This is a genomic window from Streptomyces sp. NPDC060049 (assembly GCF_042736715.1).
Lineage (GTDB): Bacteria > Actinomycetota > Actinomycetes > Streptomycetales > Streptomycetaceae > Streptomyces.
The window spans coordinates 32,557-58,332 of sequence record NZ_JBHWVV010000009.1 but is presented as its reverse complement, the minus strand read 5'-3'; the positions used below and the strand labels follow the sequence as shown (position 1 = coordinate 58,332).

Genomic DNA, 25,776 nt, shown 5'->3' with positions numbered 1-25,776 from the left:
GGGGCCCGTACGCGGACACCGCCACCCGCCCCGTACGGACAGCGTCGCCCCGCCCCGTACGGACACCGGCACCCCCGCCGCGTACGGCAGGCCGGCCTCCCGCGCCGGGAGAGCGGCCGGCCGTACGCGTGAGCGGCGGTCAGCGCCGCTCGCGCGGCCAGACCACCTTCAGCTGCGGCGAGGTGAGGATGTCCCACTCGCAGAACCGGGCCTTCACCCAGCGCTCCTGCGAGAAGAGCCGGGTCTGGTCGGCGGAGTGCGCGGAGACGGGGTTCGAGGACTGGCCGTACGTGAGCAGCGTGCGCGCGACCGGGCAGCGGCCGCCGTCCCAGCCGACGGCCTGGATGTGGCTGGAGCCGTGCAGGACCTCCGGGTAGCCGCCGGCCGCCGCGTTCCAGGGGGCCTCGATCTTGTTCCAGACGCCCAGGGCCTCGGTGCCGCCGCCCACCGGGAGCTTCTGCCCGCCGCGCGTCACGAACTGGTGCTCCCCGAGCGGCGCGTCCAGCGCGATGCCCGCCGCCTTCAGCTCGGTGACCGTGTCGGCCAGGGCCCGCCCGATCCCGGGGGCCGCCTGGTTGAGCGTACGGGGCGTCGCCACCGGATCGGCCGCCGAGAACGGCACCAGCCACAGGTCCTTGGCCGCCGTGTTCGCGGTCAGCTTCCGCCAGAACCGGTCGAAGAGCAGCGCGCCACGGCTGGAGGTGTCGGCCGTGCGGTCCCAGGCCGCCAGCACCCCGCAGGCCGCGGACACGTCCACGGCCGCGCCGTCGCCGCCCGTGGCCGTACCTCCTGGCAGGGCCGCGCAGGCCCTCGCCGCGTCGGCCGCCGCCACGTCACCGGCGGGGACCCGGTTCGCGAACTGCTGCTCCTGCAGGTCCGCCACGGTCAGCCCGCCGCTCCGGGCCATCGCGGCCACGTCCTCCACCGCGCCGCGGGTGCGCAGCGACCGGGGCGCGCCGACGTTGCCCCAGACGCGCTCGTAGCCGGTGATCGGGTGCTCGGCATTGGCCAGCCAGGCACTGTCGTTGGAGTTCTCCGCGTACGGGGCGTCGCGCAGCGTCGGCGCCTTCCCGGGGCCGAACACCCCCGGCTGTACGGCGTCCGGGTCCGAGCCGAGCGCGCAGTCGCCGCGCGAACCGTCCAGCACCGCCAGCCCCGAGGCCGGGTACGTGGCCCTGCCGAGCGGGGTCGAGCAGCGGGCGGCGAGCTCGTCGGTGATCCGGGGGAGCACCTGGGACTGGGTGAAGAGGGTGCCGCCCGCCGAGTCGGCGGCGACGGTGTTGACCCACGGCAAGCCCTGGGTGCGGCGCAGGGCGTCCTGGACGCCGGCCACCGAGCGGGCCTTGCCCATGGCGAGCGCGGTGTCGGAGCCGCGCAGGTTCGCGGCGTTGGGATCGTTGAGCGCGTAGGCGGTGGCCGCCGTCCAAGGGAGCGGAAGGCCCGCGCCGAGATGGGAGACGACGGGGCCGTAGCGGGTCCACCACTGGGTGCGGGTGACCGCGGCGCCGCCCGCCACCTGGACGCTGACCTTGCGTTCGGTCATCTTCTCGGGCTTCCCGTCCACCAGATAGGCGGTGGGGTCGGCGGGATCCAGGACGAGCTGGTGCAGGTTGAGGGGAGTGCCCGTGGCGACCGTGTGGCTCCAGGCCACCTTGTCGTTGAAGCCGATGTTCACCACGGCGGTGCCGAGGAGCGAGCCGCCCGAGACGTTCAGCTCGCCGGGGATGGTCTGCTGCGACTGCCAGAACCGGCGGCCGCCCTGCCAGGGGTAGTGCGGGTTTCCGAGCAGCAGGCCCCTGCCGTTCGCCGTGGTGGAACCGGCGAAGGCCACCGCGTTGGAACCCATGTCGTAGCGGGTGGTGTCGAAGAACTCCCGGGCCGCGTCGGCCGCGTCGGCCGGGTCGACCTCGCCGCCGCCTGCGCGGGTCCCCGCGACCGGGGGCCGCGCCGCCGTGATGCCGTCCACGGCGCGGCCCTGGCCGCCGAGCACCGACACGGCGAAGCCGCGGGCCGCGACATCGGTGACGGTGACCGGGCGGACCCAGGGCGCGCCCTTGCACGCCGGGTCGGTGATCTTGTTCTGGGCGAGCCAGGCGTTGTAGCCGGCGGCCCAGCCGCGCATCAGCTCCTTGACGTCCTTGCCCGGCCCGGCCGGAGCGGGCGCGGAGAGCAGCTTTTCCACGACTCCGGATGCGCGGACGCCCTTGAAGTACAGGTCGCTGGAGAGGTTCCCGGCCGCGGAGGAGAGCGAGCCGTCGGGCGCGGCGTCCGGGCCGAACCAGCGCGAACGCTCCCCGGAGACGGTCAGGAACCCGTCGGCGAGCACGCACACCTGGTCGGCGGCCTGCGCCCAGCCGGTGCCGAATCCGAGGTGGGCATAGTCCTGGGCCAGGATGTGCGGGATGCCGTTCTCGGTGTACCGGACGACGGCGGACAGGCCTCCACCGGACGGCCCCGAGCCCCGTTCCTGGGCGGCGGCCTCGGGTATCGCGGCGGTGGCGGCCAGGAGCGCGGCGCCGGTGACGGCGACGCGGCGGAGGAGCGGGCGGGTGCGACGGTGCCCGTGAGAAAAGTGCAACATACCTCCCAAGTAGCCTGCGGATGGGCGGGATCGCCCGTGCGGTGGGGGCGGTGCTTGTGTGCTCCCACACTCACGCAGGCCGACTGACACCCTGTCAACATCCCGTTTGGTATCCATGGGGGAGCGGACCGGCATCCGGGGGCCGCGGTCATTGACCCGTGCCGACGAGGGGGCGAGGATCCCGGTATGACGCCAGTGCGGAACAACACGGTCGACGGACTGGTCCACGACAGCGCGCGGCGCGTCCCGGACCGCACGGCGGTCCGCTACCGCGAACGGACCTGGACCTACGCGGAGCTCGACGCCGCCGTCTCCACGGGCGCGGCCGTGCTGCGCGGCCGGTACGGGCTGACCGAGGGGGACCGGGTCGCGACGTTCGCGCACAACAGCGACGCCTACCTCCTCGCCTTCCTCGCCTGCGCCCGGGCCGGGCTCACGCACGTGCCCGTCAACCAGAACCTCACCGGCGAGGACCTCGCCCACATCCTGGAGGACTGCGCGAGCTCCCTCGTCCTCGCGGACCCGGACCTGGCCGGACGGATCCCCGACGGGTTCGCCGTACGGCCGCTGCGCGACGCGCCCGGGTCCTTCCTCGCGGAGCTGGCCGAACCCGCGCCCTTCGCACGGTCCGGGGACCCCGCCGGGCTGGCGCAGCTGCTGTACACGTCCGGGACGACCGCCCTGCCCAAGGGCGCGATGATGACGCACGAGGCGCTCTGCCACGAGTACGAGAGCGCGATCGAGGCCCTGGACCTGGCGGAGGAGGACCTGCCGGTCCACTGCCTGCCGCTGTACCACTCGGCGCAGATGCACGTCTTCCTGCTGCCGTACCTGGCGGTGGGCGCGCGGAACACGATCGTCGACGCGCCGGACGCGGCGGAGATCTTCGACCTGGTCGAGGCGAGGGCGGCGGACAGCCTGTTCGCACCGCCGACGGTGTGGATCGCCCTGGCCGCCCACCCCGACTTCGCCGTCCGCGACCTGACCGCCCTGACCAAGGCGTACTACGGCGCTTCGATCATGCCGGTGCCGATCCTGGAACGGCTGCGCGCGCGGCTGCCGGGGCTCGGCTTCTACAACTGCTTCGGACAGAGCGAGATCGGGCCACTGGCCACGGTGCTCCGGCCGCAGGAGCACGAGGGGCGGATGGACTCCTGCGGTCGGCCGGTGCGCCACGTCGAGGCGCGGGTCGTCGGCGAGGACGGGGCGGACGTGCCCGACGGCACCGCCGGAGAGGTGGTGTACCGGTCCCCGCAGCTCTGCCGGGGCTACTGGAACGACGCGGAGGCGACGAAGAAGGCCTTCCGGGACGGCTGGTTCCGCTCGGGGGACCTGGCGGTCCGGGACGCGCAGGGGTACTACACGGTGGTGGACCGGGTGAAGGACGTCATCAACTCGGGCGGCGTACTGGTCGCCTCCCGGCAGGTCGAGGACGTGCTGTACACCCACCCGGGCGTGGCCGAGGCGGCGGTGGTCGGCCTGCCCGACGAGCGGTGGATCGAGGCCGTCACGGCGGTGGTGGTCCCGCGCGACGGGGTGACGGAGGCGGAGCTGCTCGCCTACGCCCGCGAGAAGCTCGCCCACTTCAAGGCCCCCAAGCGGGTCCTCTTCGTGGACGCCCTGCCCCGCAACGCGAGCGGCAAGATCCTCAAGCGCGCCCTCCGCGACCGCTTCTCGGCCCCCGCCTGACCGCTTGCCCGGACTGTTTGCCCGCCCGCCCGCCCGGACCGTCCGCGCGACCTGACCCCCGCGGTGGTCGGGACGAGCCGGTGGAGCGGGCTACGGCTCCGTCGGGTGGCCGTCGTCCCGGAAGCGGCGCAGGACGAGGTGTTCGTGGACGAGGCGTCCGAAGAGGGCGCCGCCGTAGACCACGAAGCCGACGCCGACCAGCCACGACTGGACGACCAGGAGGGTGCCGAAGGGGCCGTAGGTGACGGCGTTGGAGGCGATGAGCGGGGAGAACACCAGCTGCGAGAACACCCGCAGTCCGAGCAGGCCCAGACTCGTGGCGGCCGCGCCCGGGAGCAGGGCGCGCCAGCGGACCCGGCCGCCGAGGAGGAGCCGCTGCGAGCTCCAGAAGAACAGACAGGTGCCGATGAGATCGCCCGTGGTACCCAGCAAGGTGCCGATCGCGTCGTTCGACGGTGTGGGGATCGCGACCAGCAGCGCGAGGTAGCAGACCAGCAGGGCGAGCCACACCACGTGCCGCCACATGGTGTGCCAGCGGGCCGTCGGAAGGTCCCAGACCTTCTCGTACCCGGTCTGCACGGCGGAGCCGAAGGTCAGGCCGAAGACGGCCAGCGCGGCCAGACCGAACGCGGTGGTCCGCTCCAGCGCCAGGTCCGCGGCGCCGAACAGCATCTCGACCCGCTCCCTGGAGAACGCCGTCACCCCGAGGGCCTGGCCGAGCCAGCGGCCGAAGCCCGAGCCGCTGCCCGGCGCGGCGGCCGCGACCACGACGAGCAGGGGCACCAGGGTGAGGAAGCCGAGGGCGGCGAAGCCCATCGCCCGGTGCATCAGCTCCATCTCCCGGCCACGGCTCCACGCCAGCCCCGCCGGGGAGGCCTGGAGCCGGTCATGGAGCCGCCGGAAGAACGAGGTCACGCCTCTTCCCCTACCCGGACGGGCCCGCCGGTTCCCGGGTGGCCCCCCGAAGTGGGCCCGAAGGGGTGGACCCCGCGACGGATCCGGCGGAGCGGCGCCGGTGACGCGGCCGGGACGGGCCCAGCGGTGCGGCCGTGACGGGTCGAGCGGTACCGGTCCGGTGCGCGGCCGGTGCCCCGGAGTCCGCGGCTCAGGCCTCCCGGAGGTCCACCACGCGCTTGATCTTCCCGACCGACCGCTCGAGGGTCTCCGGATCCACCACCTCCACGGCGACCGAGACGCCGACGCCCTCCTTGACGGCCCGGACCACGGCGGCGGCCGCGGCGTCCCGCTGACCGGCATCGCTCTCCCGGCGCGCCTCGACCCGTACCGTCAGGGCGTCCAGACGGCCCTCGCGGGTCAGGCGGAGCTGGAAATGGGGGGCCAGGGCCGGTACCCGCAGGAGGACTTCCTCGATCTGTGTGGGGTAGAGGTTCACCCCCCGCAGGATGATCATGTCGTCGCTGCGGCCCGTGATCTTCTCCATCCGGCGGAACGCCGGCCTGACGGTACCGGGCAGCAGCCGGGTGAGGTCCCGGGTGCGGTAGCGGACGACGGGCATGGCCTCCTTCGTGAGCGAGGTGAAGACCAGCTCCCCGGCCTCTCCCTCCGGCAGCACGGCGCCCGTCAGCGGGTCGACCACCTCCGGATAGAAATGGTCCTCCCAGATGTGCAAGCCGTCCTTGGTCTCGGCGAACTCCTGCGCGACGCCGGGCCCCATCACCTCCGACAGCCCGTAGATGTCCACCGCGTCGATGTCCAGCCGCTCCTCGATCTCCCGGCGCATCTCCTCGGTCCACGGTTCGGCTCCGAAGATCCCGGTGCGCAGCGAAGTCGCGCGGGGGTCCAGGCCCTGGCGCTCCATCTCGTCCAGCAGGGTCAGCATGTAGGAAGGGGTGACCATGATGACTTCCGGCCGGAAGTCCTGGATCAGCCGGACCTGCCGGTCGGTCATCCCGCCCGAGGCGGGCACGACCGTACAGCCCAGGCGCTCCGCGCCATAGTGCGCGCCCAGGCCGCCGGTGAACAGTCCGTACCCGTACGCCACATGGACCATCTGGCCGGGTCTGCCGCCGGCCGCCCGTATCGAGCGCGCGACGACGTCCGCCCAGGTGGACAGGTCTGCGTCGGTGTATCCGACGACGGTCGGGCGGCCCGTCGTGCCGCTGGAGGCATGGATCCGGCGTACCTCGGAGCGCGGTACGGCGAACATCCCGAAGGGGTACTGGTCGCGCAGGTCGGCCTTGGTGGTGAAGGGGAAGAGGGCGAGGTCGGAGAGGGAACGGCAGTCGTCGGGACGCAGACCGGCCTTGTCGAAGGCCTGCCGGTAGAAGGGGACGCGCTCGTAGGCCCGGCGCAGGGTCGCGCGCAGCCGCGTCAGCTGGAGCTCGGCCAGCTCCTCCGGGCCCAGCCGTTCACCCTCGTCCGCACCGCCGCCGTCGAGGCCCTTCGTGTACCCGTCCATGCCGCCCACCCTTTCCGAGTCAACCGACCGATCATTCGGTAGATTGCCGGACCCCGGCGGCCAAATCAATTACTCGAACGGGTGATCGTCTGCTGAGATTTCACCCATGACGATCCCCGCACCCTCCACCTGCACGTTCACCACGTACGACGGAACCGAACTCGCCTACCACGTCCAAGGCGAAGGGCAGCCGCTCGTCTGTCTGCCCGGCGGCGCCATGCGGGCCTCCGCCTACATGGGCGACCTCGGCGGGCTGTCCGCCGGCCGCCGGCTGATCCTGCTCGACCTGCGCGGGACCGGGGACTCGGCGGTGCCCGCCGACCCGTCGACGTACCGCGTGGACCACCAGGTCGCGGACGTCGAGGCACTGCGGGTCCACCTCGGCCTGGAGAGCGTGGACCTGCTCGCCCACTCCGCCTCCGGCAACCTCGCCCTGCTCTACGCCGCGGCGCACCCGCGCCGCGTGCGCCGCCTCGCCCTCGTCACCCCGACCTCCTGGGCCGTCGACCTCACGGAGTCCCCGCAGGCGCGCCTCGCGGACGTCCGCAGACGGGCCGGCAGCGAGCCCTACGACACGGCCATCGCCGCCTACGAGCGGGCCCTCGCCGCCTTCTCCGCCGGCGGCACCCCCGACGAGGCCGACTGGGCCGCGTCCATGCCGCTGGCCTACGGGCGCTGGGACGACACGGCGCGCGCCCACGCGGAACTGAGCCCGGCACAGAAGAACGCCGAGGCGGCCGCGGCCTTCGCCGGCCCCGGCGCCTTCGACCCGCCCGCCACCCGGGAGGCCCTGCGCCGGGTCACCGGAGAGGTACTGGTCCTGGCCGGGGAGCTGGACTCCAACCCCTCTCCCGCCCTCGCCGCCCGGCTCGCGGAGCTCTTCGCGCGGGGCGTCGTCGACGTGCAGTCGGGCGGCGGGCACTTCCCGTGGCTGGACGACGAGGCGTGGTTCACGGCGCGCGTCGAGCGGTTCCTGGCCACCGGGGCCTGAGCGGCGCCGCGCCGAAGGACGGCACGCGAGAGGGGGCCGGGACCAATCCGGTCCCGGCCCCCTCTCGGCCACGGACGATCAGCGCGCGCCCTCCGCGCCCGCGCCCGCGCCCGCTCCCGTGCCCGCGTCCGCCTCCGTCGCCACCGACTTCGCCCACCGGTAGTCCGCCTTGCCGCTCGGGGAGCGCTGGATGGCGGGAGCGATGACCAACTGGCGCGGGATCTTGTAGCCCGCCAGCTTGGTGCGGCAGTGGCTCTGTATCTCGTCCAGCGTCGGCTCGGCCGCGCCCGCCCGGACCTGCACGACGGCGGCGACGTGGCTGCCCCACTTCGCGTCGGTGACGCCGGCGACCAGGGCGTCGTAGACGTCCGGGTGGGACTTCAGCGCCTGCTCGACCTCCTCCGGGTACACCTTCTCGCCGCCCGTGTTGATGCACTGCGAGCCCCGGCCGAGCACCGTGACGATGCCCTGCTCGTCCACGGTCGCCATGTCACCGAGCAGCACCCACCGCTCGGAGCCCTTCTGGAAGAAGGTCTCGGCGGTCTTGACGGGGTCGTTGTAGTAGCCCAGCGGAACGTGTCCGCGCTGCGCGAGGCGTCCCGGTTCGCCGACCGGCACCGGCTCGTGTGTCACCGGGTCGACCACCTGCGTCCGCTCGTTGACCTCCAGGCGGAAGCCCTTCTCGGGGCCGGAGTCGTTCGTGGCGCGGCCGTTGGAGCCGGACTCGGACGAGCCGAAGTTGTTCAGCAGCATCACGTTCGGCACGAGCTCCTGGAACTCGGCGCGCACGGTCTCCGACATGATCGCGCCGGACGAGGAGACGCTGAACAAGGAGGACAGGTCCGTGCCCTTCAGCGGCCCGTTCAGGGCGTCGATGAGGGGCCGCAGCATGGCGTCGCCCACGAGCGAGACACTGGAGACCTTCTCCTTCTCGATCGTGCGCAGCACCTCCTCGGGCGCGTACTTGCGGTGGATGACCACGCGCTGGCCGTAGTTGAAGGCGATGAAGGAGGTCAGCGTGGACGTGCCGTGCATCAGCGGGGGAGCGGGGAAGAAGGTGAGCCCTGCGCCGCGCGCCGCGACCCGCTCGGCCAGCTCCTCGGGCCGCTTCACCGGCTCGCCGGACGGCTCGCCGCCGAAGAGGCCGGCGAAGAAGAGGTCCTCGGCGCGCCACATCACACCCTTGGGCATGCCGGTCGTGCCGCCCGTATAGATGATGAACAGGTCGTCGGGGGAGCGGGGCGGGAAACCGCGCGCGGGCGATCCGGCCGCCTCTGCGTCCGCGTACGCGACGGGGGCGACCGACGGCTCCGTGGCGCCCTCGGGAGTCGGGCCGACGCGGATCAGGTGGCGCAGCCTCGGCGTCTGCGGCAGCGCCGCGGCGACCCGCTCCGTGAACTCGCCCTCGAAGACGAGCGCGGCGAGGTCGGCGTCGTTGTAGAGGTAGACCAGCTCCTCCTCCACGTAGCGGTAGTTGACGTTCACCGGTACGAGTCGGGCCTTGAGGCAGGCCAGCACGGTCTGCAGGTACTCGATCCCGTTGTAGAGGTGCAGCCCCAGGTGCTCGCCGGCCTTCAGCCCGCTGTCGAGCAGGTGGTGCGCGATGCGGTTCGCCGCCGCGTCCAGCTCGGCGTACGTGAGGCGGCGCTCGGCGCCGGTCCCGGGGTGGTCCACGTACACGAGGGCCTCGCGGTCCGGGACCACGTCCACGACCGACTCGAACAGGTCGGCAATGTTGTACTCCACCGGTCCTCCTGACCCAGAAAATCCCATGGCTGGTCTGCTCGGCGGTCATTAGAGCGTCGCCAACCCCAACAGGGAAGGGGACCGTCCAAGAAATCTGACTGGGTGTCAGAAAACTATTGAACTGCACCCGCCCCTCCTGCAACCTGTTCTAGGTCTTGAGACGGGAGGACGGCAATGGGTGGGACGGAACACCTGACCGTGGAACGCCACGGCGCCACGCTGGTGCTCACCATGAACAGGCCCGAGGCGAAGAACGCGCTCTCGCTGCCGCTGTTGGTGGGCCTGTACGACGGCTGGCTGGAGGCGGACGCGGACGACGCGATCCGCTCGGTGGTGCTGACGGGCGCGGGCGGGGACTTCTGCGCCGGCATGGACCTGAAGGCGCTGGCCGGCAAGGGCATGGCGGGCGACCAGTACCGGGACCGGCTCAAGGCCGACCCCGACCTGCACTGGAAGGCGATGCTGCGCCACCACCGGCCGCGCAAGCCCGTCATCGCCGCGGTGGAGGGGTACTGCGTGGCCGGCGGGACGGAGATCCTCCAGGGGACCGACATCCGGGTCGCGGGGGAGGGCGCCACGTTCGGGCTGTTCGAGGCCAAACGGGGGCTCTTCCCCATCGGCGGCTCGACGGTCCGGCTGCCCCGGCAGATCCCGCGCACGCACGCACTGGAGATGCTGCTGACCGGGCGGCCCTACGCCGCCGAGGAGGCGGCGCGGATCGGGCTCATCGGGCGGGTGGTGCCGGACGGCACGGCGCTGGAGGCGGCCCTGGAGATCGCGGAACGGATCAACGCGTGCGGGCCGCTGGCGGTGGAGGCCGTCAAGGCGTCCGTCTACGAGACGGCGGAGATGACCGAGACGCAGGGGCTGGCGTCCGAGCTCCTGCGCGGGTGGCCGATCTTCGACACCGCCGATGCCAAGGAGGGCGCGAGGGCTTTCGCCGAGAAGCGGCCCGCGCTGTACCGGCGCGAGTAGCCGGTGTCGGTGCGCGGCGGCTTCGATGCCGGTGCGGTGCCCGTGCCTGTGCCGGTTTCGCTGCCCGCGGGCGAGCCCGGGGTGCCGGCCGGGTCGCGGGCGCGGCACCGTTGCCGGGGGCGCCGCCCCGGGCCCTCGCGCCTCAAACGCCGGCGGGGCTGGTTGGGGGCGCCGCCCCCGGGCCGCCGCGCCTCGAACGCCGGCGGGGCTGGATACGGGTGCCGCTGGTTCGGGGTGCCGCCCCGGTCCCCGGGCCTCGAAAACCGGCGGGGCTGGATGCGCCGGGCCTTGGGTGCCGGTGGGGTTGGAATTGCCGTCGGTGGAGGGCCGGGAGTCGGCCTCGGCGGTGCTGTACTGCCGTCGGCGGGGCTGGAGTGGCCCGCCGGCGGGGCCTGGATCGTGACCGTCCCCCAACATCGGAGAGCCACCATGACAGCCGCGTCCCCACCGGAGATCCTCCGTGCGCCCCTCGTCGTCGAGTTCCCCTTCACCCGGTCCCTCGGGCCCGTGCAGAGCGCCTTCCTCACCGGGCTGCGCGAAGGCGTCGTCCTCGGGGTCATGACCGCCGGCGGCAAGGTGATGGTGCCGCCCGTCGAGTACGACCCCGTCACCGCGGAGGAGATCCGCGATCTGGTCGAGGTGGGTACCACCGGGACCGTCACCACCTGGGCGTGGAACGGCTCCCCGCGCCCCAACCAGCCCCTCGACACCCCCTTCGCCTGGGTCCTCGTGCGCCTCGACGGCGCCGACACCGCGATCCTGCACGCCCTCGACGCCCCCGGGCCCGAGGCCGTCGCCACCGGCATGCGGGTGCGGGTGCGGTGGGCGGCGGAGCGGACCGGGGCCATCACCGACATCGCCTGCTTCGAGCCCGCGGAGTCCCACGACGGGGACCCGGCCGCGCAAGCGGCTCCCCACGGCGGGGAGTTCGCCGACGCCGTCACCGGCATCGTCGCCGCGGCCCGCCTGGACTACACCTACAGCCCCGGCCGCGCGCAGACCGCGTACATCGCCGGCCTGTCCGAGCAGAAGACCATCGGCGAACGCTGCCCGTCCTGCCACAAGGTGTACGTGCCCCCGCGCGGCGCCTGCCCCACCTGCGGGGTGGCGACCACCGACCAGGTCGAGGTCGGCCCGGCCGGCACGGTCACCACCTACTGCATCGTCAACATCAAGGCGAAGAACCTCGACATCGAAGTCCCCTACGTCTACGCCCACATCGCCCTCGACGGCGCCGGCCTCGCCCTGCACGGCCGGATCGGCGGCATCCCGTACGACGAGGTCCGCATGGGCCTGCGCGTCGAACCCGTCTGGACCGAAGGCGGCCGCTACCCCGACCACTACCGCCCGACCGGAGAGCCGGACGCGGACTACGACGTGTACAAGGAGCTCATCTGATGGCCCGACATGCCCGCGAGGTCGCGGTGGTCGCCTTCGCGCAGAGCGACCACCTGCGCCGTACCGACGAGCTCAGCGAAGTCGAGATGGTCATGCCGGTCCTGCACCAGGTGCTGGCCCAGACCGGTCTGAAGGCCGGCGAGATCGGCTTCACCTGTTCCGGTTCCAGCGACTACCTCGCCGGCCGGGCCTTCTCCTTCACCATGACCCTCGACGGTGTCGGCGCCTGGCCGCCGATCTCCGAGTCGCACGTGGAGATGGACGGCGCCTGGGCCCTGTACGAGGCCTGGGTCAAGATCCAGACGGGCGAGGCGGACACCGCGCTCGTGTACGCGTACGGGAAGTCCTCCCCGGGATCCGTGCGCGACGTCCTCACGCGCCAGCTCGACCCGTACTACCTGGCCCCGCTCTGGCCGGACTCGGTGGCCCTGGCCGCCCTCCAGGCGCAGGCGCTCATCGACGCCGGCGAGACCGACGAATCCGCGCTCGCCGCGATCGGCGCCCGCAGCCGGGCCGCCGCGAGCGCCAACCCGCACGCCCAGCTCAGCGGCGCCGTCCCGCAGGGCGACTACCAGGTCGCGCCGCTGCGCACCGGCGACTGCCCGCCCATCGGCGACGGCGCCGCCGCCGTCGTCCTGGCCGCCGGGGACGTGGCGCGGCGGCTGTGCGAGCGGCCCGCGTGGATCACCGGCATCGACCACCGCATCGAGGCGCACAGCCTCGGGCTGCGCGATCTCACCGACTCCCCGTCCACACGGATCGCCGCCGAGCACGCGGGCGTCTTCGAGGGGCCGGTGGACACCGCCGAGCTGCACGCGCCGTTCTCCTCCCAGGAAGTGGTGCTGCGCAAGGCCCTCGGACTCGACGAGAGCGTGTCCGTCAACCCGTCCGGCGGCGCGCTCACCGCCAATCCGATCATGGCCGCGGGCCTGATCCGCATCGGCGAGGCGGCCGCCCGGATCCACCGCGGCGAGTCCGACCGGGCCGTCGCGCACGCCACCTCCGGCCCCTGCCTCCAGCAGAACCTGGTCGCCGTCCTGGAAGGGGACCGAGCATGAGCGCATCGGGCAAGGAGCCAGTGGCCGTCGTCGGCATCGGGCAGACCAAGCACGTGGCCGCCCGCCACGACGTCTCCATCGCGGGACTCGTACGGGAGGCGGCGGCGCGGGCACTCGCGGACGCCGAGCTGACCTGGGCGGACATTGACGCGGTCGTCATCGGCAAGGCCCCCGACTTCTTCGAGGGCGTGATGATGCCGGAGCTGTACCTTGCGGACGCCCTCGGCGCCGTCGGCAAGCCCATGCTCCGCGTGCACACGGCCGGTTCGGTGGGCGGCTCCACGGCCCTGGTCGCCTCCAACCTGGTGGCGGCCCGTGTCCACCGCACCGTCCTGACCCTCGCCTTCGAGAAGCAGTCCGAGTCCAACGCCATGTGGGGGCTCTCGCTGCCCGTCCCCTTCCAGCAGCCGCTGCTGGCCGGGGCCGGCGGGTTCTTCGCCCCGCACGTGCGCGCGTACATGCGGCGCACGGGCGCGCCCGACACGGTCGGCTCGCTGGTGGCGTACAAGGACCGCCGCAACGCGCTGAAGAACCCGTACGCGCACCTGCACGAACACGACATCACCCTGGAGAAGGTCCAGGCCTCGCCGATGCTGTGGGACCCGATCCGGTACTCCGAGACCTGCCCGTCCTCCGACGGCGCGTGCGCGATGATCCTCACCGACCGTGCGGGCGCGGCGCGTTCGCCGAAGCCGCCGGCGTGGGTGCACGGCGGGGCGATGCGCAGCGAGCCGACGCTCTTCGCGGGCAAGGACTTCGTCTCCCCGCAGGCGGGCAAGGACTGCGCGGCCGACGTCTACCGGCAGGCCGGGATCACCGATCCGCGCCGCGAGATCGACGCGGTCGAGATGTACGTGCCGTTCTCCTGGTACGAGCCCATGTGGCTGGAGAACCTCGGCTTCGCCGAGGAGGGCGAGGGCTGGAAGCTCACCGAGGCAGGCGTCACCGAGCTCGACGGCGACCTCCCCGTCAACCCGTCGGGCGGAGTCCTGTCCACCAACCCGATCGGCGCCTCCGGCATGATCCGCTTCGCGGAAGCGGCCCTCCAGGTGCGCGGACTGGCCGGGGAACACCAAGTCCCGGACGCGCGGCGGGCGATGGGGCACGCCTACGGCGGCGGCGCGCAGTTCTTCTCGATGTGGCTGGTCGGGGCCGAACCGCCGGCCTCCTGAACGCGGGCCCGACCCCGGGGCGGGGTGCCGTACAGGCCACGGGTGACAGATCGTGGCCTGTGCGTCGCCGCGTGCGATCGCTAACCTGACCCCGGGACGACGTACCGGGAGGACACGCACGTGGCAGAGAGCATGACTTCGCAGGCGCCAGCCGGCTGGGGAAAGCCGGACCTCGATCTGACCGAGGCGGACTGGCAGTCGAGCAGCCGGGGGGAGGGCGACGTCCAGATCGCCTTCGTGGAGGGGTTCATCGCGATGCGCAACGGCGACCGCCCCGAAAGCCCCTCGCTGATCTTCGCGCCGGACGAGTGGCGCAAGTTCGTCCTGAACGCGCGGGGCGGGGAGTTCGACCTGACGTAGTGCGGACGCACGGCCCGGAGCGGCCCGGCCGCCACCTCCGCGGTGGCGGCCCGGGCCGCTCGGTCGTATCCGGACACAGTCGTATCCGGACAAAAGGGTAAGGTGTCCGCATGAGTGGAGAGAGCGACCTGCGGAAACTGCTGAGCGCGATGCGCCCCGAACTGAACGACGGGCTGTACGTGTTCTGCACCATCCCCGGAGACACCGACCCCGAGGCCCTGGCCGGCCTCACCCCCGTCGCCAGCATCCTCGAACCCGAGGGGCTCACCCTCGTCCTCGCCCAGGAGGAGGCCGACGGGGCCGGCCTCCCCTACGAGTACACCGCCGGCTGGATCACCCTGCGCGTCCACTCCGCCCTGGACGCCGTCGGCCTCACCGCGGCCTTCGCCACCGAACTCGGCGCCCACGGCCTCAGCTGCAACGTCATCGCCGGCTACCACCACGACCACCTCTTCGTGGCCGCCGACCGGGCCGCCGAGGCGGTGGCCGTCCTGGAAGCGCTCGCGGCCCGCTCCGCGGAGGGCTGAGCCCGCCCGGGAGGCCCCGGGCGGCACCCCGACAAGAAGATCCGCTCGTTTTCCCGCACGGGCCCTCCCGGGCAAGTGCGCGGGCGTACGCTGATTCTTCTGAACGGGCCTGGGGGGTACCAGCCATGACGGAACGCCGGACCCGAAAACGGCGCACGCTGTTCGAACGCGACGTGGAACTCGCCGCCGTGGACGAGGCCCTGGACCAGCTGACCGGTCCCGGCCCCGACGCGGGCGGCGCCCTGCTGGCCCTCTCGGGACCCGCCGGCCTCGGCAAGACCACCCTCCTCGCCGAGGTCCGCCGCCGCGCCCATGCCGCCTCCTGCACCGTCCTCGCCGCCCGGGGCGGCGAACAGGAGCAGAGCCAGCCCTTCCACGTCGCCCGCCAGCTCATGCAGCCCCAGCTGGCCGGCTCCTCCGACGCGGAACTGCGCGCCGCCCTCGGCAGCTGGTACACCATCGTCGGCCCCGCCCTGGGCCTGTGCGCCGCCGAACAGGGCGCTCCGCCCGACCCCCAGGGCCTGCGCGACGGACTCGACTGGGTCCTCACCCACCTCATCGTGCAGCGCGCCCCCGTCGCACTCGTCCTCGACGACGCCCACTGGGCCGACCCCGAGTCCCTCTCCTGGCTCGCCGCCTTCGCTCCGCGCGCCGAACACCTTCCGCTGCTCCTCGTCGTCGCCTACCGCCCCGACGAACTGCCCGCGCACGCCGAGGCCTTCCGCACGCTGCCCGGACGCGCCGGACACCGACCGCTCACCCTGGCGCCGCTCACCGAGGAAGCCGTCTCCACCCTGGTCCGCGAGGCGGTCGGCGAGCACGCCGACGACGCCTTCTGCCGGGAGGCCTGGACCGTCACCACCGGCAACCCCTTCGAAGCCGTCGAACTCACCGCGAAGGTACGGGACAAGGGCCTCGCCCCCGTCGAAGCCAGCGCCCCGCTGCTGCGCGACCTCGCCGCCGCCCAGCGCGGCAGCGGCCTCGTCGCCCGCCTGCACAGCCTCGGCCCCTCCACCGTCCGCTTCGCATGGGCCTGCGCAGTCCTCGGCACCGCCATCCCCCGCGACCTCGCCGCGCGCGTCGCCGGCCTCGGCGCCGAGGAGGCCGTCGACGCCACCGAGCGGCTGCGCCGCGCCCGCATCCTCTCCGCGCCCGCCGAAGCCGTCGCGGCCGAAGCTGCGGCGCCCGAAGCCGCCGCGCCCGAAGCGCGCGGACCCGGCGGTACCGGCAGCCGCAGCGGCCTCGGCGGCCCGGCCGGCTTCGGCGAAGAGGACTCGGCCGGGCTGGAGTTCGTCCACCCCCTCATCGCCACCTCCATATACCGCGCCATCCCCGACGCCCTGCGGGTCGCCCTCCACGGCAAGGCCGCCGCGGCCGTCGTCGACGCCGGACTCGGGCCCTCCGCAGCCGCCCGGCACCTGCTGGAGACCCACCCCGAGAACGACCCCGGGGTGGTGCGCACCCTGCGCGAGGCCGCCGGCGAGAACCTCCGGGCCGGCGCCCCCGAAGCCGCCCGCCGCCAGCTTGCCCGGGCCCTGCGCGAGCCTCCGGACTTCGACGAGCGGGCGGCCGTGCTCTACGAACTCGGCTGCGCCTCCCTGCTCACCGAGCCCGCCACCACCGTCAACCACCTGCGCGCCGCCCTCGCGGAGCCCTTCGAGGACCCGGCGCTGCGCCAGGGCATCGTCATCCGGCTGGCCCAGGTGCTCTCGCACAGCGACCGCCTCGCCGAGGCCTCGGAGTGCCTCGCGCGGGAGATCCCGTCCACCCAGGACGTGCGCGCCCGGCTGCGCCTGCAGTCCGAGCAGTTCATGTGGGACGCCTTCAACGCCGCCGAGACCGACTCCCCGGCACGCTCGCGGCGGCTCGCGAAGCTCGCCGACCGGCTGACCGGGCGGAACCTCACCGAGCGGTATGTGATCGGGCTGCGCGCGTGGGACGCCTGCCTGCGCGGGGAGCCGGTCGACGTGGCCCTGCACCACGCGGGCCGGGTGCTCGAGACCGGGTTCAGCTGGGCGCACGAGGACCGCGGGTTCGAGGTACCCGTGCTCGTCGCCATGGTGCACATGTACGCCGACCGGCCGGGGCGGGCCGAGGAACTGTTCGAGGCGGGCACCGCGGAGTTCGAGCGGCAGGGCTGGCGCGGGGCGCACCTGTCCTTCGCGTACAGTCTGCGCGCCTACATCCGCTACCGCCGCGGACGGCTGGCGGAGGCGGAGGAGCTGGGACGGGCCGGGCTGCGGCTCGCCGAGCGGGTCGGGCGGCGCACCCCCGTGCACTGGTACGCCATCGCGATCCTCCTCACCACGCTGCTCGCCCGGGGCAGGGTCGACGAGGCCTGGGAACTGGCACGGGAACACGAGTACGGGGAGCCCTTCCCGGCGGCCGTCGTCTTCCCGGACTCCCAGACGGTCTACGCCGAGCTGCTGCTCGCACGCGGTCAGACGAAGGCCGCGGTGGCGGAGCTGGAGGCCGTGGACCGCAGGCTGAGCCCGCGGGGGATCCAGAACCCGACGTGGTGTCCGTGGCGGTTGCACCTGGCCCGCGCGGTGGCCGCGGAGGACCCGTCGCGGGCCCGGGAGCTGGCCGCGGACGCGGTACGGCGGGCCCGCGCGTTCGGGGCTCCGTCGGGCATCGGCCAGGCCCTGCGGGTGGCGGCGGAGGTGGCCCCCTCGGGGCCCGGGCGGCCGGCGCTGCTCGAAGAGGCGGTGGAGCTGCTGTCGGCTTCCCCGGCGGGCTACGAACTGGCGCTCGCGCTGACCGCGCTGGGGCAGGAGCGGCGCGACGGGGACGTGCTGCTCCGGGCGGTGGTCGCGGCCCGCCAGTGCGGGGCGGACGCTCTGGTGGACACCGCCACGGAGGCACTGCTGGCGGTCGGCCTCCCCGGCCCGTGCGTGGTCCTCTGGGAGGACGCGCTGGACGGGGACGACTGGAAGGTGGCGCAGCGGCTCCTGGCCGGTGACGCGACGGTCTCCGAGGAAGAGCAGTCGCCCGTGTACCGCAAACTGGGCACGGACCGAGCGGGCCTGCGGGAGGCGGTGGCGGCGTCGGCCCAGTGGAATCGCTGACGCCCGCGGGGCCGGACGGTTCAGCCCAGCCGGAGCCCGGGGCGCAGGCTCCGGGGGTCGGGGCGCGGCCTGGGTCCCAGGCCGCGGTAGGGACACCCCGGGCGGCCCGGCGGGCCCGGGCCCGGTCCGGAGCCACGGCCCCGCCCCCACCCCTGGCCGTGGCCCCGGCGGGCCCGGGGCCCGGTCCGGAGCCACGGCCAGGGGTGGGGGCGGAGGGCCGGGAACGGCGGCCGGGCACGTACCATGGCGGCATGTCCTTCCTCCGCCGCCACCGCGCCGCCACACCCGACGGCCCGGACTTCGACGTCCTGGCCATGGACCCGGGGGACTGGCCGGGCAATCTCGGGGCCGGGCTGCTGCCCGCGCCCGACGGCAGTTGCCAGGGTGTCTTCCTCCGCTACGACCTCTTCGGCGGACGCGGCCCCGCGATGATCATCGGAAACCTCCCCGAGGGTTCCCCCGCCCGTGACCTCTCCGACGGCCAGGTCCCCTTCGAGGTGGCCCAGCTCCTCGACGCCCTCGAGAACGAGGAGGACGTCGAGGTCACCGGTGCCGAGGACTGCCCCGTCATGCAGGGCGACAACCTCCTCATCGTCCGGAAGATCAAGCTCTCCGAGAGCCGGATCAGCTGCGTGCAGTTCGACCGCAGCGACAACGTGCTGGTCACCATCGCGAGCTGGGACCGCCCGATCACCGACGACCTGTACGCGCTGCTGAAGCCGCTCCCCGCCGAGCTCTTCCAGCAGGGCTAGACCGCCGCGGGGCTAACCCGTGGGCGGCCCGGCCGCCGTCACGCGTCCGCGATGTCGTTCGCAGCCACGTAGCCGAACGTCATCGCGGGGCCGATCGTCGATCCGGCCCCCGCGTAGCTGCGCCCCATCACGGCCGCGCTCGCGTTGCCCGCCGCCCACAGGCCCCGGATCACCGATCCGTCCTCCCGAAGGGCGCGGGCCCGCGCGTCCGTGACGATGCCGCCCTTCGTGCCCAGGTCGCCCGGCACGATCTTGAAGGCGTAGAACGGTGGCGCCCAGACCGGGGCCAGGCACGAGTTCGGGTGGACTCCGGGGTCCGTGTAGTAGTGGTCGTACGCCGTGTCACCCCGGTGGAAGTCGGGGTCGGAGCCGTTCCACGCCTGCGCGTTGAACCGGTTGAGGGTGGAGCGCAGGGCGCCCGCCGGTACCCCGATCTGGTTCGCCAGGGCGTCCCAGGTCCACGCCTTCTTCGCCGCGCCCGCCTGGTACCAGGAGTCGGGAAAGACGATCGTCGGCAGGATGTCCTTGAACAGGTACTTGCTGCGGTAGTTCTGGTCGACGATCAGCCACGCCGGGATGTGCGACCCGGTCGCGGCCCGGTCCTTGTCGTACATCACGTGCACCACATCGCTGTACGGAGCCGCCTCGTTGACGAAGCGGGCACCGTTCCCGTTGACCATCAGGCCGCCGGGCAAGGTCCGTTCGGCCAGACAGAAGTACGGCTCGCCCGGCAGCGGGATCGACGGACCCCACCAGGCGTCCTCCATCAACGAGAGTGCGGCGCCCGCCCGTTGGCCCGCGCGGATGCCGTCGCCCGTGTTCTCCTTCGCCCCCACCGACCACTGGGTGCCGATCGGCTGCTGCTGGTACTGGGCCCGCATCTGCGCGTTGTGCTCGAAGCCGCCCGAGCCGATGACGACCCCCTTGCGGGCGCGCACGAAGCCCCGTACGCCCTCCTTGTCCACGACCACGCCGGTGACCGCGCCGCCCTCCTGGACCAGGTCGACGAGGGGACTGTTCAGCCAGACCGGGACACCGGCCCGCATCAGCCCTGCCCGCAGGCCGGCCGCGAGGGCCTGGCCCATGGTCAGCGGCTTCTGCCCGCACAGCGCGGCCGCCGTGCCGCGCGCCAGGCATTCGGTGGACACGGCGAGACCCTTGGCGTTGACGGCGGCGAGGTTGAGCCACTTGTAGTCCTGGCTGAACACCACCATGCCGGCCGGCACGGGCATGTACGCCGGGTTCAGCCGGGCCAGTTCGGCGCCGAGGATGTTTCCGTCGATCTGGTCGGGCTCGATGGAGCGGCCGTTCGGGAGCCCGCCGGGCAGATTCGGGTAGTAGTCGCTGTATCCGTCCATGAAGCGGAAGCGCAGCGGGCTGTTGGCCATCACGAAGTCCAGCATGCGCGGCCCGTTGGCGAGGAAGGCGGCCTGCCGCTCGGCCGAGGAGCCGTTGCCGACGACGGCCGCCAGGTAGGTCGCCGCCTTCTGCGGAGTGTCCGGGACACCCGCGCCCAGGATCACGGAGTTGTTCGGCAGCCAGATGCCCGCGCCCGAACGGGCGGCCGAACCGCCGAACGTCGGGGCCTTCTCGACGACGAGCACGCTCAGTCCCCGCTTGGCGGCGGTGAGCGCGGCGGTCATGCCGGACGCCCCGGAACCGACCACGACGACGTCGTACTCGCCGAGCGCGGGTCCGTCGGCGGCGTGCGCGGCGGTGGACGGCAGCACGGTGGCGGCGAGCACCCCGGCGCCGGTGCCGGCGAGGACCGTCCGGCGGGAGGGGAGGGCGGAACTCGGTTCGGAGCGCGCGGCGGAGGCGGTTCTCGCGGTCATGGGCAGGCTCCAGCGAAGAAGGGAGTGAGCGGTGGATCCAGCATTCTGATGCTGAGTCAGAAAAGGTCTTCGGGGGATCATGTGAAGTCAAGGCATACGGGACGGTCGCCCCGCACCGTGCTGCCCGGTAGGACGACGATCGCGGCACGCGGCCACAAAAAAGCCCGGCCCGGCCCTTCCCGAAATCGGAAGAGCCAGGCCGGGGGTCGTTCGCGGATCAGCGGGGAATCAGCGGGTGCCCACCGCCGCGCGGAGGGCCCTGCGGGCCATGCCCGCGTCGTCGTGCAGGCGCCGCAGCAGCAGGCGCTGCTCCTCACCCGAGGACTGCGCGCCCGCCGGGAGGGAGGCGGCCGGGCCGGCCGCCAGCATCGAGCGCTGGACCGCCGTCTCGGACATCCGGATCTCCCGGGTCAGCACCAGCATCAGGTTGACCAGGAACGCGTCCCGGGCGGCCGGCCCGGCCGCCTGGGCCATGCGGCTGATCTGGGCCCGGGCGGCCGGGGCGTCGCCCAGTACCGTCCACAGCGTGGCCAGGTCGTAGCCCGGGAGGTACCAGCCCGCGTGCTCCCAGTCGAGGAGCACCGGCCCCGCCGGGGACAGCAACAGGTTCGACAGGAGCGCGTCGCCGTGGTTGAACTGCCAGGGGGTACCGGACAGTTTCACCCCGTGCAGCAGCTTCTGCAGGTCACCGAGGTCCCGGTCGGTCAGCAGGCCCAGTTCGTAGTCCCTGGCGATGCGCCGGCCGTAGTTCAACGGCCGCCCGAAGAGCTCCTCGGCGGGCTGCCAGCCGTTCACCTGGCGCACCGCCCCCAGTGCTGCCCGCAGGTCGGCCCTGGGCGGGGACTCCACCGGATGCCGCTGCAGCGCCGCGACCCGGCCCGCCATCCGCTCGACGACCAGCACGCAGTTCTCCGGGTCGGCGGCGATCAGCCGCGGCACCCGGACCTGCGGGCGGTGCCGGACGAAGGTCCGGTACGTCGCTATTTCGTGCCGGTACCGCTCGCGCCATTCCGGCGAGTGATCCAGTAAGACCTTCGCGACGGCCGTCATCCGCCCGGTGGTCCCCACCAGCAGGACCGACCGGCCACTGCGCCGCAGCACCTGCACCGGAGCGAACTCCGGACAGATCCGCTGGACCGCCGCGAGCGCGGTGCGCAACTGGGCTCCCTGCGGGCCCGAGAGGTCGATTCTTCCACTGAGCGGCTGCGATCCGGTACCCGGCATGCGCCGAGCCCGTACGACGCCCTGTGTCGTCGCCGCGGGGCGGCCGGGCTCGAGGTAGGGACTGCCCCCCGCGGGGAGCGTGCGGTGCGGCCGGACGGGTGCGGACACGGAGGTCGTTGCTGCGTACATGGCGTTACGGATCCCTTCGTGCGCCGACGAGTTGCGTACGCCGCCCCGCCGGATCCCGTGCATCACCCTGGGGAGTTCCGCCGGTGACCGGGTCGGGGAGGCGCATTCCTACCTGACACCCGGCCGTGGGTGGCGGACCACATTGCGTGCCCTGGCGAACCCTGGCGAATAGTCGCTCGGCATCTGACGGGGGGTTACTGTCAACTCAGCCGAGAACCTGGGGGCTTGACGTGAGCAAAGGACCAAACACCCGTCTGAACGACCTGTTCGGCCTGGCCGGCTGGTCGAAGGGTGAACTGGCGAGGATGGTCAACCGGCAGGCGGCTTCCATGGGCCACCACCAGCTGGCGACCGACACCTCGCGGGTGCGGCGCTGGATCGACATGGGGGAGACCCCGCGCGAACCGGTTCCCACGGTACTGGCAGCCCTGTTCACCGAGCGGCTCGGTCGTGTCGTGACCATCGAGGACCTCGGGTTCGTACGGCAACGGCGCACCACCAAACGGCAGCCGGACGGGGAGAAGGAGAACCCCGACGGAATGCCCTGGGCGCCCGAACGCACAGCCGCGGTCCTCACCGAATTCACGGGAATGGACCTCATGCTCAACCGTCGCGGTCTGATGAGCGCGGGTGCCGCGCTCACCGCCGGCTCAGCCCTCAGCAACGCCATGTACGACTGGCTCCACACCGACCCCGCCCGCGCGAAGGGCGCGCGGGGACCTGACGACTACATGCAGGCCGACGCGGCGGGCTACGACCGCTACGAGGCCGCGCCCATCGGCTCCCAGGAGATCGAGGCCCTGGAGCGCTCGGTGGAGGTCTTCCGCGCTTGGGACGCCTCCCGAGGGGGCGGCCTCCAGCGCAAGGCCGTGGTCGGACAGCTCAACGAGGTCGGCGGCATGCTCGCCTACCACCATCCCGACCACCTGCAACGGCGGTTGTGGGGCGTCGCGGCCAACCTGGCGGTGCTGGCGGGCTGGATGTCCCACGACGTGGGCCTGGAGCCGACCGCCCAGAAGTACTTCGTGATCGCCGCCCACGCGGCCCGCGAGGGCGGCGACCGGCCGCGCGCGGGTGAGGCGCTCTCCCGCGCCGCCCGGCAGATGGTGCACCTGGGCAAGCCGAACGAGGCCCTCGACCTGATGAAGCTGGCGCAGTCCGGCTCCGGCGAGCAGACCCTGCCCCGCACCCGCGCCATGCTGCACACCATCGAGGCCTGGGCGCAGGCCGCGCTGGGCAAGGGCCAGGCCATGCGACGCACCCTGGGCGAAGCCGAGGACCTCTTCGTGTCCTCCTCGGGCGACGTGCCGCCGCCGTCCTGGATGCAGCACTTCGACGAGGCCGACCTGCACGGCATGCAGGCCCTGGCCTTCCGCACCCTCGCCGACCACGACCCCTCCGCGGCGCCGATCGCCCAGAAGCACGCCAAGGAAGCCCTGCGGCTGCGGGCGGACGGCCACCAGCGCTCGAAGATCTTCGACTACATCTCGATGGCCTCGGCCTGCTTCATCGCCGACGACCCGGAGCAGGCCGACCGCTACGCCCGCCTCGCCCTCGTCTCGATGAACGAGACCTCCTCGCACCGCACGTGGGACCGGCTGCGGGAGATGTACCGACTGACCGGCCACTACTCCGGCTTCGCCGGCATCGAGGAGCTCCGCGAGGAGATCGAACTCGCCCTGCCGGACGGCCCTGTGGCCCGTACGGTCTGAAGCGGGTACGGTCCGGGCGCCCGTGGCACCCCGAGCACGCAGACGAGGAAGGCCGCGCCCTCCGGCGCGGCCCTGCATCTCGTACGCGCACGGCCCCGTGGCGTGGGCCCGGTCGCTACGAGCCGATCCTCGCCACCAGCACACAGGCGTCGTCCTCGCGCTCGCCCTCGCCGAACTCCCCGATGACCATGCGCACGCATTCCTGTGCCGACCGCGCGGCCGAGAAGTGCGGTGCCAGAGCCAGCAGCCGCTCGGTCCCGTCGGCCTTGCTGAACTCGATGCTGCGCGGCGTCAGCCCGTCGGTGTGCAGGACGAGCACGTCGCCGGGCTCCAGCCGCTCCTCGGCCTGCCCGTACGCGGCTCCGGAGGTCGCTCCGAGCAGGACGCCCTCGGGCGGCAGCAGCGAGCGGCCCTGACCGCGCCGGAACAGCAGCGGGGCGGGATGGCCGGCCTGCGCCCAGGACAGCACCCGGCGGGCGGGGTCGTAGCGGCAGCACACCGCCGATCCCAGGGCGGGCTGAACGGAGGTTTCCAGGAGCTGGTTCAGCCAACCCATCAGGGGGCCCGGGTCGATGCCCGCCATGGCCATCCCGCGCAGGGCGCCGAGCATCATCGCCATGCCGGAGGTGGCGGTCACGCCGTGCCCGGTCAGGTCGCCGACCGTCAGCATGGAGTGGCCGTCGGGCAGTTCGAGCGCGTCGTACCAGTCGCCGCCGATCAGCGCGCTGGTCGCCGAAGGCAGATAGTGCGCGGCGACGTCCAGGGCCCGGGTGCTGTCGTGCGGGAACCCCAAGGAGCCGCGCCACGGAGGGAGCACGGCCTCCTGCAGCTCGACCGCCAGCCGGCGTTCGGTCTGCGCGATCTCCTGCCGGCGCTGCAGCGAGTCACGCGACTCGCGCACCGCCCGCTGGCTGCGGCGCAGTTCGCTCACGTCGCGCAGCACGGCCCACATGGAGGCCGTACAGCCGTCGGAGTCGAGTACCGGCTCGCCCCTCATGTGCAGGGTGCGGACCCGGCCGTCGGCCCGGACGATGCGGAACTCGCCGTCTATGGGCTTGCCGTCCACCAGACATGCCGTCACCATCGCCGTCAGCAGCGGTTGGTCCTCGGAGAACAGGGTGGAGCCCAGTTCGTCGAGGGGCAGCGCGCCGGCCTCCGGGGAGCGGCCGAAGATCTGGAAGAGCTCGTCGGACCAGCTGACCTCGTCGGTCAGCAGGTTCCATTCGGCGCTGCCGACCCGGGTCTGCTGGGCCTCCGCGCCGGTCTCGGGAGCCGCCTGCGGCACCGCTACGGACTCGGGTGCGGCGGGTGGCAGGCCCTCCTTGAGCTGGCCCAGGTGCGCGCGGAGGTCGTCGAGGTGGTGCACGGCGAGATCGCACAGTGCGCGTTGCCAGCGGCCCTGCGCGTCGTCGTCGTCGACGACGGTGTCGCGGCGGACGGCGTCTACTTCTCCCCGGAGCCTTCGGGTCTGGGAGATCAACGCGTCCACCGACCCTGGCTCGGGGGGCTGCGCGGGGCGGTCCGCGTACAGGTGGGACGGCATGAGAACTCCGATACAGGCGCGGCACGGCCAAGTCGAGGAGGACCGGTTCTGATGGAAGGGCCTGTAACGACTCTTGCACAGGCGGCGACGGCCTGTAAGGCGTTTGGCAACATCCGTAGCGGGCTTGCTTGAGGCATATGCCTGGGGCCTCCCGGCCGCCTCGGGGTGTGCGAACGAATCCGGTCAGTCCTGCCGGCGGATCGGGACCCGAGCCCCGTCGACCCCTGCGGTGTCCGGGCCGCTGCTCGGCGAGCGGCACCGGGCGGACCGCGTGGGCCGGAGTCCGGTGCGCGCGGCACCGTGCCGGACTCCCGACCCGTTTCCCCCGTCGCCCCTCCGCGGCCGGAAACCGGCCGTCCGGAGGGCGGCGGTCGATCGTACGGCCGAGGTGTACGAGGGGCGCCGGCCCCGCGCGCCCGCGAAAACCGGTGCGGGACCTGAATCAACCCGCGCGGGCCGGTACCCCCCGAACGGAGGACCCCCGTGTTCCGGCCGAACTCCCCGCACGCCGCTGCCAGAGCCCGGCCCGGGACTTCCCAGCGCACCGGGTGATCGCTACCCTACGTGTCGGTAACGAGCCGGGGAGGCCCGCTTCGG

The 25,776-nt window shown here is 73.1% G+C and carries 18 protein-coding genes; 11 read left to right on the top strand and 7 right to left on the bottom strand.

The window, feature by feature from the left end:
• Nucleotides 1–139: 139 nt before the first annotated feature.
• Nucleotides 140–2,581 carry a penicillin acylase family protein gene (locus ACFWBY_RS18310; RefSeq protein WP_385338774.1) on the bottom strand — a complete coding sequence of 814 codons (2,442 nt, stop codon included), beginning with the start codon at nt 2,579–2,581 and terminating at the stop codon, nt 140–142.
• Between the two features lie 186 nt (nt 2,582–2,767).
• Here ACFWBY_RS18310 and ACFWBY_RS18305 point away from each other — a divergent pair, with 186 nt between their 5' ends.
• Complete coding sequence (locus ACFWBY_RS18305; protein ID WP_385338777.1) at nt 2,768–4,270, top strand: fatty acyl-CoA synthetase; 1,503 nt, start codon at nt 2,768–2,770, stop codon at nt 4,268–4,270.
• 90 nt (nt 4,271–4,360) lie between these two features.
• Here ACFWBY_RS18305 and ACFWBY_RS18300 read toward each other — a convergent pair whose 3' ends face one another.
• Both ACFWBY_RS18300 and paaK read right to left on the bottom strand, forming a co-directional pair.
• A complete protein-coding gene (locus ACFWBY_RS18300; RefSeq protein ID WP_385338779.1) occupies nt 4,361–5,185 on the bottom strand; it encodes a YhjD/YihY/BrkB family envelope integrity protein in 825 nt (274 codons plus the stop codon).
• Nucleotides 5,186–5,375: 190 nt separating this feature from the next.
• Entirely contained in the window at nt 5,376–6,689 is a 1,314-nt protein-coding gene (gene paaK / locus ACFWBY_RS18295; protein ID WP_385338782.1) for a phenylacetate--CoA ligase PaaK, read from the bottom strand.
• A gap of 106 nt (nt 6,690–6,795) precedes the next feature.
• Between paaK and ACFWBY_RS18290 the strand changes: the two genes are divergently transcribed.
• Nucleotides 6,796–7,680 carry an alpha/beta fold hydrolase gene (locus ACFWBY_RS18290; protein WP_385338785.1) on the top strand — a complete coding sequence of 295 codons (885 nt, stop codon included), beginning with the start codon at nt 6,796–6,798 and terminating at the stop codon, nt 7,678–7,680.
• 78 nt (nt 7,681–7,758) lie between these two features.
• Here the strand turns inward: ACFWBY_RS18290 and ACFWBY_RS18285 are convergent, their stop codons facing one another.
• A complete protein-coding gene (locus tag ACFWBY_RS18285) occupies nt 7,759–9,426 on the bottom strand; it encodes an acyl-CoA synthetase (RefSeq protein ID WP_385338787.1) in 1,668 nt (555 codons plus the stop codon).
• Nucleotides 9,427–9,600: 174 nt separating this feature from the next.
• Here ACFWBY_RS18285 and ACFWBY_RS18280 point away from each other — a divergent pair, with 174 nt between their 5' ends.
• The 8 genes from ACFWBY_RS18280 (at nt 9,601) to ACFWBY_RS18245 (ending at nt 18,736) form a co-directional block, all read left to right on the top strand.
• Entirely contained in the window at nt 9,601–10,401 is an 801-nt protein-coding gene (locus tag ACFWBY_RS18280; RefSeq protein WP_385338789.1) for a crotonase/enoyl-CoA hydratase family protein, read from the top strand.
• 429 nt (nt 10,402–10,830) lie between these two features.
• A complete protein-coding gene (locus ACFWBY_RS18275) occupies nt 10,831–11,799 on the top strand; it encodes an OB-fold domain-containing protein (protein ID WP_385338792.1) in 969 nt (322 codons plus the stop codon).
• Nucleotides 11,799–12,857, top strand: a complete 1,059-nt coding sequence (locus ACFWBY_RS18270; protein WP_385338795.1) for a thiolase domain-containing protein — start codon at nt 11,799–11,801, stop codon at nt 12,855–12,857. The genes ACFWBY_RS18275 and ACFWBY_RS18270 overlap by 1 nt, the downstream gene beginning before the upstream one ends.
• Complete coding sequence (locus tag ACFWBY_RS18265) at nt 12,854–14,029, top strand: thiolase domain-containing protein (RefSeq protein WP_385338798.1); 1,176 nt, start codon at nt 12,854–12,856, stop codon at nt 14,027–14,029. The genes ACFWBY_RS18270 and ACFWBY_RS18265 overlap by 4 nt, the downstream gene beginning before the upstream one ends.
• 132 nt (nt 14,030–14,161) lie before the next feature.
• Nucleotides 14,162–14,389, top strand: a complete 228-nt coding sequence (locus ACFWBY_RS18260; protein ID WP_385338914.1) for a DUF397 domain-containing protein — start codon at nt 14,162–14,164, stop codon at nt 14,387–14,389.
• A 110-nt stretch (nt 14,390–14,499) separates the two neighbouring features.
• Entirely contained in the window at nt 14,500–14,916 is a 417-nt protein-coding gene (locus ACFWBY_RS18255; protein ID WP_385338800.1) for an ACT domain-containing protein, read from the top strand.
• Nucleotides 14,917–15,041: 125 nt separating this feature from the next.
• Nucleotides 15,042–17,984 (top strand): ATP-binding protein, encoded by a 2,943-nt coding sequence (locus ACFWBY_RS18250; RefSeq protein WP_385338803.1) that lies wholly within the window; start codon nt 15,042–15,044, stop codon nt 17,982–17,984.
• A gap of 251 nt (nt 17,985–18,235) precedes the next feature.
• Nucleotides 18,236–18,736: a hypothetical protein gene (locus tag ACFWBY_RS18245; RefSeq protein ID WP_385338806.1), complete on the top strand. Its 501-nt coding sequence runs from the start codon at nt 18,236–18,238 to the stop codon at nt 18,734–18,736.
• 38 nt (nt 18,737–18,774) lie between these two features.
• Here ACFWBY_RS18245 and kstD read toward each other — a convergent pair whose 3' ends face one another.
• The gene (gene kstD / locus ACFWBY_RS18240) at nt 18,775–20,571 is read right to left on the bottom strand and encodes a 3-oxosteroid 1-dehydrogenase (RefSeq protein ID WP_385338809.1); all 1,797 of its coding nucleotides are present in this window, start codon (nt 20,569–20,571) and stop codon (nt 18,775–18,777) included.
• A gap of 228 nt (nt 20,572–20,799) precedes the next feature.
• Nucleotides 20,800–21,924 (bottom strand): aminoglycoside phosphotransferase family protein, encoded by a 1,125-nt coding sequence (locus ACFWBY_RS18235; RefSeq protein ID WP_385338812.1) that lies wholly within the window; start codon nt 21,922–21,924, stop codon nt 20,800–20,802.
• 230 nt (nt 21,925–22,154) lie between these two features.
• On the opposite strand from ACFWBY_RS18235, the gene ACFWBY_RS18230 reads away from it, so the two are divergent.
• Nucleotides 22,155–23,636: a hypothetical protein gene (locus ACFWBY_RS18230; protein ID WP_385338815.1), complete on the top strand. Its 1,482-nt coding sequence runs from the start codon at nt 22,155–22,157 to the stop codon at nt 23,634–23,636.
• Between the two features lie 115 nt (nt 23,637–23,751).
• Here the strand turns inward: ACFWBY_RS18230 and ACFWBY_RS18225 are convergent, their stop codons facing one another.
• Entirely contained in the window at nt 23,752–25,179 is a 1,428-nt protein-coding gene (locus ACFWBY_RS18225; protein WP_385338818.1) for a PP2C family protein-serine/threonine phosphatase, read from the bottom strand.
• Nucleotides 25,180–25,776: the final 597 nt, after the last annotated feature.

Bases quoted from the DNA above. Each gene is read 5' to 3' on its own strand.
- ACFWBY_RS18245 (WP_385338806.1), top strand. From the start codon at position 18,236: ATGTCCTTCCTCCGCCGCCACCGCGCCGCCACACCCGACGGCCCGGAC.
- ACFWBY_RS18310 (WP_385338774.1), bottom strand. From the start codon at position 2,581: ATGTTGCACTTTTCTCACGGGCACCGTCGCACCCGCCCGCTCCTCCGC.
- ACFWBY_RS18225 (WP_385338818.1), bottom strand. From the start codon at position 25,179: ATGCCGTCCCACCTGTACGCGGACCGCCCCGCGCAGCCCCCCGAGCCA.
- paaK (WP_385338782.1), bottom strand. From the start codon at position 6,689: ATGGACGGGTACACGAAGGGCCTCGACGGCGGCGGTGCGGACGAGGGT.
- ACFWBY_RS18260 (WP_385338914.1), top strand. From the start codon at position 14,162: ATGACTTCGCAGGCGCCAGCCGGCTGGGGAAAGCCGGACCTCGATCTG.
- ACFWBY_RS18280 (WP_385338789.1), top strand. From the start codon at position 9,601: ATGGGTGGGACGGAACACCTGACCGTGGAACGCCACGGCGCCACGCTG.
- ACFWBY_RS18265 (WP_385338798.1), top strand. From the start codon at position 12,854: ATGAGCGCATCGGGCAAGGAGCCAGTGGCCGTCGTCGGCATCGGGCAG.
- ACFWBY_RS18250 (WP_385338803.1), top strand. From the start codon at position 15,042: ATGACGGAACGCCGGACCCGAAAACGGCGCACGCTGTTCGAACGCGAC.
- ACFWBY_RS18255 (WP_385338800.1), top strand. From the start codon at position 14,500: ATGAGTGGAGAGAGCGACCTGCGGAAACTGCTGAGCGCGATGCGCCCC.
- kstD (WP_385338809.1), bottom strand. From the start codon at position 20,571: ATGACCGCGAGAACCGCCTCCGCCGCGCGCTCCGAACCGAGTTCCGCC.
- ACFWBY_RS18270 (WP_385338795.1), top strand. From the start codon at position 11,799: ATGGCCCGACATGCCCGCGAGGTCGCGGTGGTCGCCTTCGCGCAGAGC.
- ACFWBY_RS18275 (WP_385338792.1), top strand. From the start codon at position 10,831: ATGACAGCCGCGTCCCCACCGGAGATCCTCCGTGCGCCCCTCGTCGTC.
- ACFWBY_RS18235 (WP_385338812.1), bottom strand. From the start codon at position 21,924: ATGTACGCAGCAACGACCTCCGTGTCCGCACCCGTCCGGCCGCACCGC.
- ACFWBY_RS18290 (WP_385338785.1), top strand. From the start codon at position 6,796: ATGACGATCCCCGCACCCTCCACCTGCACGTTCACCACGTACGACGGA.
- ACFWBY_RS18305 (WP_385338777.1), top strand. From the start codon at position 2,768: ATGACGCCAGTGCGGAACAACACGGTCGACGGACTGGTCCACGACAGC.